The organism is Legionella stuttgartensis (assembly GCF_977063405.2).
On sequence record NZ_CDRUHA020000073.1, the window covers coordinates 1 to 8,856 of the forward strand.

Genomic DNA, 8,856 nt, shown 5'->3' on the forward strand with positions numbered 1-8,856 from the left:
CATTGCCGGGTAGCTAAGTTCGGACGGGATAACCGCTGAAAGCATCTAAGCGGGAAGCCTCCCTCAAGATGAGTTTTCCCTTGAAGCCCGTTGAAGACTACGACGTTGATAGGCAAGGTGTGGAAGCCCAGTAATGGGTGAAGCTAACTTGTACTAATTGGCTGATTGTCTTGACCATATAATCTGAGCTACTTCAGATTGATTTATACGAGATTGTGTTACCTCATGTTTAACTTATTTTTATTGAATTGTTATTCGAGTTTTTCTTCTTTAGATTTTAATTTATCTTTTTCCTGTATTTCATTTAAAATGCAAATTTCAAATTTTAACAGGAATTCGTTACGCTATATCATACATTAATAAAGATCCAAGTCGTCACGCCGAGTTTTTAAGTTTAAAATTGAGATAAATTTGCTAATTTAGGTATTATTTCTTTTTATTTTTTAATTTTATCCCCTTTTTTTTATCAGGAAAAACATCAGCTAATGAAATGGATGTTCCATGTTCTGAAACGATTCTGGCGTTTGCTCTGGTTAATTTGCGTGGTTCATCTACCCCACATGAGTGACAAATCATTTTTACCCCTTCTTCAAGGTTTTTGTGGTAGGCAAATACTCTTTGAGCTTTATTATGGGGATCCAATCCTCTCATTAACCATTTATTGTGCGTGGCGATTCCAGTGGGACAAGTATCAGTATGACATCGTAATGCTTGAATACACCCCAAGGAAAATAAGAAACCTCTGGCACTATTGACTATATCGGCTCCAACACAAAATGCCCAGGCTACTTTATCGGGTGTTATTAGTTTTTCAGAAGCAATTACTTTTATTCTGTCTCTTAAGTCATACTCAACGAGCATATCGATTAATTGAGGTAAGCTTTCATCAAGGGATAATCCCATATATCCCATTAAATTAGCTGGAGCGGCTCCTGTTCCTCCTTCTGCACCATCAAGGGTAATAAAGTCCGGTGCATAGTCGAGGCCCTTTTTAATAATTTCCTGGCATAATTCTTCTAGCCATGTGTAATCCCCTAATACGACTTTGAAACCGGTGGGTTTGCCGGTAATTTTTCTTACTTTATAAATAAAGTTAAGGAGTTGTTTCGAGTTAGATATTTCGGGGAAACGATTAGGACTCGCTGAATCTATATAAGCGGGGATTCCCCGAATCTTGGCTATTTCTGGTGTGACTTTAACTGCTGGCAATAGTCCACCTTTTCCGGGTTTGGCCCCTTGGCTTAATTTAATTTCGAACATTTTAACCTGAGGATAAGAACTTGCTTTTCTTAATTTTTCTTCAGATAAATGTCCTTTGTCATCACGATATCCATATTTCGCAGTACCAATTTGAGCAACCAAGTCACATTCCCCTGCAAGATGATATTCTGTTAATCCTCCTTCACCAGTATTTAGCCAACATCCTGCCAGTTTGGCACCATTAGACAATGCTAAAATGGCATTTTTTGAAAGAGATCCAAAACTCATAGCAGAGATATTAACAAACGCTTTTGTGGTATATGGATTAGGACATTGCGGTCCGATGGTTATCGAACTTATTTTTACTTCTTTTTCTAAAAGGGGGAACGGTGAGTCTATAAAATATATAGTCCCTATAGGCTTTCGATTTCGAGAAGATCCAAAACCCTCCATAGGATATATTCCTTTGGATGCTTCATGAGCCCAAGCTCGTTCAAATCGATTAAAGGGCAATTCTTCACGCTCATGAGTATAAAAAAATTGTCTTAAGTAAACCCCAAGCCACTCAGCAAAATACCGAACATGGCCAATTATGGGATAAGTACGAAGTATGGTGTGTTTCTTCTGAAAGATATCCCAAAAAAATAACACCAAGAGTGCGATGAAAAGTACAATCAATATGATTAATCCACCATTCTCTCGCATAGATATCCTTTCTTTATATTTTTAATTAGAGCTTAGAAAAGCATAGCAATAATTTGTAGTGTAGAACTAGACACCGATCTCATTCTTATTTATTCCAATAAGTCAGCTAAATCATTAGCATGATCTTCTTCGTCCTTAAGAATATCTTCTAAAAGACGTCTCGTTGTAGGATCGTTTGCTCCAAACCAATTTATAAGTTCACGATACATCATAATGGCTATTCGTTCAGCAATTAGATTTTCTTCTATGAGCTCGACTAGATTATTTCCAGACTTATATTCAGTAGGAGATCTCGCAAGCAGTGTTGAAGGATTAAAATCCGGTTCACCACCTAATTGGTTAATTCGTTCAGCAATTAACATCATATGTTTTTCTTCATCGATGGCATGCTCTTCAAACTCTTTTACCACTTGGGGTTTATCAATACTTTTTGCAATCACTTGGTGGAATCGATATCGTAAAACACACACAATTTCGCTGGCTAATGCATCGTTTAATAATTTGCATGCTTCTTCAACATCAAGAGAATAATCTTGAGTTAAGGCTCCTTCTTTAAACGAAATTTTTGCTTGTTCTTTTATTTTTTCAATGTTGGGGGTTGAATTCAATTTCATTTTTATTCCTTAATAAATTTTCTATTGCTTTATTATAGGCAATAAAGATAAAAATTTTTGCTATTATCAAATAAATACTAATAATGAAAAAAATTATTATGAACAATTTTAATATTGTAAAAAGTGCTGATGTAATAGGTAATGAAGTTAAATCCACTCAATTAGAGGTATTGGGCCAAATTGAAGAAATTGTTCTCGACAAATTTTCAGGAGAAGCGCGATACGTTGTCTTATCATTTAAAAGCTTGGGGGAAAAGTATTTTGCACTTCCTTGGAAAAGTATTAATTTTAATGAAAAAGAAGAATGCTTTATTTTGAACATTGAAAAATCTACATTAAAAAATGCACAAGGTTTCGACAAAAATAAGTGGCCTGATATGGCTACATGGCATACTACCATTGATAGTGTGTATGACTATACGAATGAAACTTAATAGTAATACGGAACGTTTTAAAGTAGTTATAAGTCTAGGTTTTATTTCTTAAGTGGAATCTTAGATAAGGATGGCGAATTATCTATTAATGAATAAAAATCCAAAAATTCAGCTTGTAGTTTTTTATTCATCTTTTGAATGGAAAGTCGTTTCTTCCAAATTTGTTTAATGACTAATTGAATTCTGCTCCGTGTGGCTTTCAAAGCGATCATCATAAGAAAGCAATATAAGCACATCCTCGAGTTTTACAATCAATGTCTAGAAGAGCATGGGCATCTTTAAAAAGTCGAAGTTCATCTTTTTTAAGAAAGTATGAAGTCCTGCTGTGGGGTTTTTTAAATTTCTTTTAATTAAATAGTTAGAAATCAAGTGATGAAATTGAGCAGAATCATGTCTATGTTTACCGTAATATATGTTAATGGATTTAAAGTACACTTCTAAGGGTAATTCTTCAGATTTTTCTTCTATTTTTTTAGTATTTCAATCACGTCTTTTTTAAAATTCAAAAAAATATAGATTAAAAAAAGTAATCCATCTGGGAGAGGGATTTTTATGAGCAATCCCTTTCCTTTTATTAAGTATTTTATCACTTGCATTAGAATGTTTTCATAATTTTGTATGCTCAGAACTATATCGAATTTTTATCCGGAGCATTTCATTTTATATCGCTCACTATTTTATGAGCTAAACTAATGAATCAAGGATGAATAAAAGATAAACAAGGAGAGAAAGATGGAAGATACAAACAGCCAGATAACCTCCGCGATACTTCAAACGTTCGAGGTCCCGAAGACACTTTTTTTTAACTTTGCATTTGTTCCTCTAGAAGAATGGAAAGAAATTCATTCCCCCTTTGAACTTATGGAAAAGCAAGTGAACGTTTTTATGGAAAATACCTATAATTATTTAGAGTATATGAGGCTCGTCTATTTATTTTGGCTTAATTTTCCCCAACAAATTTTTATAAACAAAGAAGAAATATCAAAATCTGCAAAAAAACTGAAAAAATCAATTAAAAATTCTAGCATTTAGAGAATTGGGAGCTACTGGAGCGGGCCCATTGATGTGTACAGAACTCCATCATCGATTGCTATAACAGAACTGAATTGAGCCAATCGATATTTATTGCCTACCTTCTCAAACAAATCATTTTGGTTTTTGAAAAATGTATTTAGCCCATAAATTGAAGTACTATCTAGAGGGAGCTGATTGTTGAGGGTGTAGAGTTCTGCAATGGCACTTTTAACATCTTCATGAAAAGAAATTCTTATGCTTGGGTCAAATAAAGATTTTACAAATGTATCTGCTGCATTGTTAAACTTCCAAAAACGTAAAAATCTTACTACCAAATGATCTTCTGGATTCATAAATATCATCTCCATTATCAGTTATAAAAATGGAGCAATGTTACATTTAATTCAAATTAAATGCATTAATTGGGTCAATGGCATTGTGTTTTGTTGGCACGTTAATTAATTTTATGCACCTGGCTCACTGGTTGAGGTGCCGGCTTGTATTGAATTTGACAATTACCTGGTCCTGTTGACTCAATAGTGATTTCATCCTTATCTGCACTTATTGTCATTGGGCCGGTGTAATACTTACTCATTCCCTTAACAAAAGCTTGTACTACGGAAGATGTGGTTGGAATTGCAGGGACAAAATGAGTCAAAACCAAATGCTTTACTTTTGCTTGCTGCGCCATTTTCGCAAGCTCTAACGAATCAGAATGGTAGTTCTTGGTTTCCAAGGAGAACGCAGCATTCAATGTATCTCCTTTTGCCATTGACTGTTGGTATATTTCTTGGTTTAAGGCATTGCTAAGCACTTCATTGATCAAAAGATCGGCGTCTTTAGCGTGATTAGCTAAAGTGGGAGTAACTTTGGTATCACCACTGATGACTATTTTACATCCCTTATAGTGTACGACATAACCTAGTGCTGGATATACGGGTTCATGAGAAACAGGAAACGCGCTAATTTTAATATTTGGCGTATCGTAAATGATTTTATCTTGCGTCATCGCATCCACTAATTTGGGAATCCCAAATCCCAGTTGTGGATCTAATCTTCCTTGACTATTTGAAGATCGAAAAATGACATCCAGTTGATAGGCTTTTGCAAATCCTTTTACAACTTGCTTTACCCCATAGGGTCCATAAACATTGATGGGCTCATTACGGCCATTATTCCAAGAGGCATTAATGACCTGGCCCAAGCCACTGAAATGGTCGGAATGCCAATGTGTTATAAATACATTATGAATTGCAGGATAGGGTAAGCCCATCGAGGCCAAGGTTTGGATTGCTCCTTCACCCGCATCAAATAGCATAAATTGCTTATCGGCAATTACAGCAAGACAGGCTGATTTGCGTATCTCTTGCATGGTAACTTCTGGATCGCCAGTTCCACAGAGATAAAGATGCATCTTCCCATCAGTCAATAATTCTTTTTGAATAGGCGTCTCTAAATATAAAGCAGCGACAGAATGGCTGGCATATGCAAATAAAGCAAAACTAAATGTTTTTAAGGATTTAATCAGCATGGGTGAAGTCCTTTAAAATTGAGAGTATGGAAAAGATTCAGTCCAGTTGGAAATCTTCCAATTTCCTAATCGCCAATTTTCAAATCCTTTCAAAATAGGTTGACAGGAAGGAACATCTAAACGAATAAATTCTACATTGATGACTGCTTTAGTCGGAATTGGTTTTCCTTTGAATGCGTCATCTTCTTTTAATTCTACTTTTAAAGTCTGTAGTGCATATAAATGGGCAATACCTTTGAGCAAGTCGATATCAATATCAATTTTGGAAACGTGAAGTGTTAATTTGCTAAAATTAGAAAAATTCTTTTGAGTGAAATTTATAATATTACTTTTACCTTTAATTGGGGTATCGGAAGAGGGGACAATTAAGCAGCTTTCTGCTTTATCTAACCATAATGCATCAATATCATTAATTTTTTGATTTTCCAATCCGTGTACATATTGCATAAACAAATGGGATACATATTTTTTTGTCTTCTCAAACTTATCAAGGTATTTTCGATAATAATCTAATGTTTCTTCAATTAAAGCGTGAGTTATAGGATTAAGCTTATTTTTTATGTGCATTAAACGTTGTTGTAATTCAGGAGATAATTTATTGGGGTATTGCTGCAACATCAGAAGTGCAGGCATCATTCGGCCTTCTTGTTTCTCATCTGCTAACCAATCGGCCTCTGGGAAAAAAGAAAAATATAATCCTACTGCCATCATATTGGTAATAAATCGTTGATCATTAATTACGGTTTGAATTTCAGGATGGGCGATGTCGTTCACCCCACTATCGATTAATGCTTGATATTTTCTGGCATTATCAAATGTCGCTAACGATGTCCCTTTACGATAAAAGGTTCCATTATCAGTAATCATTCCTTGTTTATTATCAGGAATTAACTTATCTGGATCGATTGCAATAGGTGAATAGTTCATGCTGAAAACTCCAGTAAAATCTCATCAACCATTTTTTGTAAAGTCGGAGTAAGTGTTGAATACTTTTCTTTTAATTGTTTCACAATTTCAGGAGTCACTGCTTCAGGTTGTTGTGTAAAGTAAAGCAAAATAATCATCAATCTTCCTTGATGAGCACTGTGTAACCACTCCTCCGGAGAAAAAAATCCAATGATATCCAAGGCTTTTAAAGAAGGCACAAGTTTGGATTCGGTCTCGATAATGTTCAATAGATTTTTTTCTTGGTTAATAGGGTCAAGTTGTGACAATTCATCAAAGAAATAAGCATTAATCATGCTTACACCATACGAAGCAGCACGAGTAAAAGTGCCATCTTTTTGTAATTCACCAATTTGATTATCCGGTATCCACTTTATAGTCATAGAGTGCCCTTAGGTGAGTTAGCGGAAATTACCTGTAAAGAAGAGTAATTTATAGTAATTACAATAAATTAAACTATCAGAGTAAATTTAGCTAGTCATTCTCTTTATCTGCTTTAATCAGGTAATTAAAGAACAATTCATTTTAATAGTTACGTGAGTCAAGTAATTACAAGGATACGTTGGTTGAAGAGAGATACCAACTCCATTTGGCTTTAGGAATATTAAACTAGTAGCTTAGAGTGTATTTTGACTTCCACCAATATCTAAATTGAGTTCTTTTATCAGCAAATCAAACTCAGAAGCACTATGTGGCATGGACCAAAAATGTAAGGGATTTCTTTTCATGGCGCAAACACTACGAATTTCAGTGATATATTTATTTATATCAGTATGTTGTGGATCTTCTAATTTAAGTCGATTTTCTATTTCAACGAATAAGTTTGTTTTCCATTCACTATTTCTGATGGTTTGACGACCATTTTGTTGCGTGGATATATTATTTTTAAGCGTATTTATTATCGATAATAATCGCGTGTTATTACTAACTAATTCGAGTGAGTTTTGATGTTTATTAATTTCTTCTTGGTCCTTTTTTTCCTCTTGGGGGATATCTTCATTTGTTAAGCTATTTGTTGATTCTAGAATGGCAGTAATTTGCTTTGGGATCTCATGGGTCTCTTTCAGTATTTCTCGAATCGCTGTACTTGGTTGTATTGAAATGGTTTTTTTTTCTTGAGCAGGTGAAAATTCTGAATCCATTTCTACAATTTGGTTAATGCCTACAATGCAAATTCTTCCGGGTACATGTTTATTGATAGCATTCCTCGTCGGTTGGAAACTTCCATTACAAACCGTGTTTCCAAAGCAATGATTAATAACATGTTCAATTAAGTCGAGTTTTCTAACATTAAAATACTGACCAAAATAATTTTGGCTCTGGGATGATGGAGCAGTGAGAGGAATTAACATATTCCACTCTAAAGAATAAAAAGGAGGGGTTTCAACGACAGTTAATTCTTGCTCCAGCTGACTGAAGCACTCTTCTATTTCATGCTCGTCAAAACTTAGTTTAACAGCATCTTCTCTTTCTATTTCAAAGGCCTGTTTTTCATTTTTAATTTTTTGAATAAATGATTGCAGTTTTTTAATAATAATTGTTCTAGCATTCTCTACTTGGATTTTGCTGAGACCTGGAATGTTGTCATAAAAAGAGGTGGGTATTAGTGATTCAAGATTTTCAAGATTCGCTTCAATTTTGGTTTCCATATAGGCTCCGAAAGTAATAATTGGGGGCATTCTATAGGAAATTACTATGAGGCTCTAGGAGCTGATGGTGGTACATAGAAAACAAAATAATTGCTCCGACATTTTTAGCGTACCTATTAAGATTGTTTCCAAAAACGCTTGAATTACAATGGCTTATCCAGATTGTAACAAAAACACACAAAACCCCTATTGCCAATAGAATTTAAAATGTGATTATAATGGTGAAACGGATAAATTTTATTACATGGAAGGTGCCAAATGAAGAATATATTTCAATGGTTAGTTGAGTTTCTTGATGCGATTGTTGGTGTTGAGGAAGATAGGCCGAACAAACGTTATGTAAATATTCACGAAACTCAAGAAAAATATCATGCAGGTTTAATCCGAGTACCCGAACACAAAAAATCTGAACGCAAGGATCGATTTTAAGAGACTGAATATCATATCACTGATACTGAGCCCATTCATTTGGCTATGGGATATAAAAACGGTCATTATAGGTAAGAAACTTTTTAATGAAACTTAGCTTACTTTTAAAGACCGTTCACACCAGGCCATCCTGAGGAGTTTAGGACGAAGGATCTCCTGATTTTACTGATATCCATATTCTGGAAATCTTGAGTTATCAGCCTTTATAGAGAGTGTTCATCTAACTGTGTCACCTCATTGATTATCTAAGTTTCAGGTTCATACGGTCTTCAAAATAAATATGGAGCTGAGACGCGATAAGCGCCCAATTGTGCATGGGCTGACTCCATTTTTCC

The 8,856-nt window shown here is 34.7% G+C and carries 10 protein-coding genes and 1 rRNA gene; 4 read left to right on the top strand and 7 right to left on the bottom strand.

Features of this window, described 5'->3' with window-relative positions:
- Nucleotides 1-178: ribosomal RNA gene (locus tag ACWTEW_RS27600) — 23S ribosomal RNA — on the top strand; the annotation flags it as partial.
- Between the two features lie 248 nt (nt 179-426).
- On the opposite strand, the gene ACWTEW_RS27605 is transcribed toward ACWTEW_RS27600, so the two are convergent.
- Together ACWTEW_RS27605 and ACWTEW_RS27610 are read right to left on the bottom strand one after the other, a co-directional pair.
- Nucleotides 427-1,905, bottom strand: coding sequence for an FMN-binding glutamate synthase family protein (locus tag ACWTEW_RS27605; protein ID WP_454783593.1), 1,479 nt, complete (start codon nt 1,903-1,905; stop codon nt 427-429).
- 89 nt (nt 1,906-1,994) lie between these two features.
- Nucleotides 1,995-2,519 carry a ferritin-like domain-containing protein gene (locus ACWTEW_RS27610; RefSeq protein WP_454783594.1) on the bottom strand — a complete coding sequence of 175 codons (525 nt, stop codon included), beginning with the start codon at nt 2,517-2,519 and terminating at the stop codon, nt 1,995-1,997.
- 98 nt (nt 2,520-2,617) lie between these two features.
- On the opposite strand from ACWTEW_RS27610, the gene ACWTEW_RS27615 reads away from it, so the two are divergent.
- Nucleotides 2,618-2,953 (top strand): PRC-barrel domain-containing protein, encoded by a 336-nt coding sequence (locus ACWTEW_RS27615; RefSeq protein WP_454783595.1) that lies wholly within the window; start codon nt 2,618-2,620, stop codon nt 2,951-2,953.
- Nucleotides 2,954-3,685: 732 nt separating this feature from the next.
- A complete protein-coding gene (locus ACWTEW_RS27620; protein WP_454783596.1) occupies nt 3,686-3,985 on the top strand; it encodes a hypothetical protein in 300 nt (99 codons plus the stop codon).
- 11 nt (nt 3,986-3,996) lie between these two features.
- Here the strand turns inward: ACWTEW_RS27620 and ACWTEW_RS27625 are convergent, their stop codons facing one another.
- The 5 genes from ACWTEW_RS27625 to ACWTEW_RS27645 form a co-directional block, all read right to left on the bottom strand.
- Nucleotides 3,997-4,320: a hypothetical protein gene (locus ACWTEW_RS27625; RefSeq protein ID WP_454783597.1), complete on the bottom strand. Its 324-nt coding sequence runs from the start codon at nt 4,318-4,320 to the stop codon at nt 3,997-3,999.
- Nucleotides 4,321-4,421: 101 nt separating this feature from the next.
- The gene (locus ACWTEW_RS27630; RefSeq protein WP_454783598.1) at nt 4,422-5,498 is read right to left on the bottom strand and encodes an MBL fold metallo-hydrolase; all 1,077 of its coding nucleotides are present in this window, start codon (nt 5,496-5,498) and stop codon (nt 4,422-4,424) included.
- A gap of 12 nt (nt 5,499-5,510) precedes the next feature.
- Nucleotides 5,511-6,425, bottom strand: coding sequence for a hypothetical protein (locus ACWTEW_RS27635; protein WP_454783599.1), 915 nt, complete (start codon nt 6,423-6,425; stop codon nt 5,511-5,513).
- Entirely contained in the window at nt 6,422-6,826 is a 405-nt protein-coding gene (locus ACWTEW_RS27640) for a hypothetical protein (protein WP_454783600.1), read from the bottom strand. Before ACWTEW_RS27640 ends, ACWTEW_RS27635 begins: the two co-directional genes overlap by 4 nt.
- Before the next feature lie 234 nt (nt 6,827-7,060).
- Complete coding sequence (locus tag ACWTEW_RS27645; protein ID WP_454783601.1) at nt 7,061-8,092, bottom strand: hypothetical protein; 1,032 nt, start codon at nt 8,090-8,092, stop codon at nt 7,061-7,063.
- Between the two features lie 258 nt (nt 8,093-8,350).
- Between ACWTEW_RS27645 and ACWTEW_RS27650 the strand changes: the two genes are divergently transcribed.
- Nucleotides 8,351-8,521, top strand: a complete 171-nt coding sequence (locus tag ACWTEW_RS27650) for a hypothetical protein (protein WP_454783602.1) — start codon at nt 8,351-8,353, stop codon at nt 8,519-8,521.
- Nucleotides 8,522-8,856 lie beyond the last annotated feature (335 nt).

What these genes read in the sequence shown, in the direction of transcription:
- ACWTEW_RS27625 (WP_454783597.1), bottom strand. Translation starts at nt 4,320, where the DNA reads ATGAATCCAGAAGATCATTTGGTAGTAAGATTTTTACGTTTTTGGAAG.
- ACWTEW_RS27605 (WP_454783593.1), bottom strand. Translation starts at nt 1,905, where the DNA reads ATGCGAGAGAATGGTGGATTAATCATATTGATTGTACTTTTCATCGCA.
- ACWTEW_RS27610 (WP_454783594.1), bottom strand. Translation starts at nt 2,519, where the DNA reads ATGAAATTGAATTCAACCCCCAACATTGAAAAAATAAAAGAACAAGCA.
- ACWTEW_RS27615 (WP_454783595.1), top strand. Translation starts at nt 2,618, where the DNA reads ATGAACAATTTTAATATTGTAAAAAGTGCTGATGTAATAGGTAATGAA.
- ACWTEW_RS27645 (WP_454783601.1), bottom strand. Translation starts at nt 8,092, where the DNA reads ATGGAAACCAAAATTGAAGCGAATCTTGAAAATCTTGAATCACTAATA.
- ACWTEW_RS27635 (WP_454783599.1), bottom strand. Translation starts at nt 6,425, where the DNA reads ATGAACTATTCACCTATTGCAATCGATCCAGATAAGTTAATTCCTGAT.
- ACWTEW_RS27640 (WP_454783600.1), bottom strand. Translation starts at nt 6,826, where the DNA reads ATGACTATAAAGTGGATACCGGATAATCAAATTGGTGAATTACAAAAA.
- ACWTEW_RS27620 (WP_454783596.1), top strand. Translation starts at nt 3,686, where the DNA reads ATGGAAGATACAAACAGCCAGATAACCTCCGCGATACTTCAAACGTTC.
- ACWTEW_RS27630 (WP_454783598.1), bottom strand. Translation starts at nt 5,498, where the DNA reads ATGCTGATTAAATCCTTAAAAACATTTAGTTTTGCTTTATTTGCATAT.
- ACWTEW_RS27650 (WP_454783602.1), top strand. Translation starts at nt 8,351, where the DNA reads ATGAAGAATATATTTCAATGGTTAGTTGAGTTTCTTGATGCGATTGTT.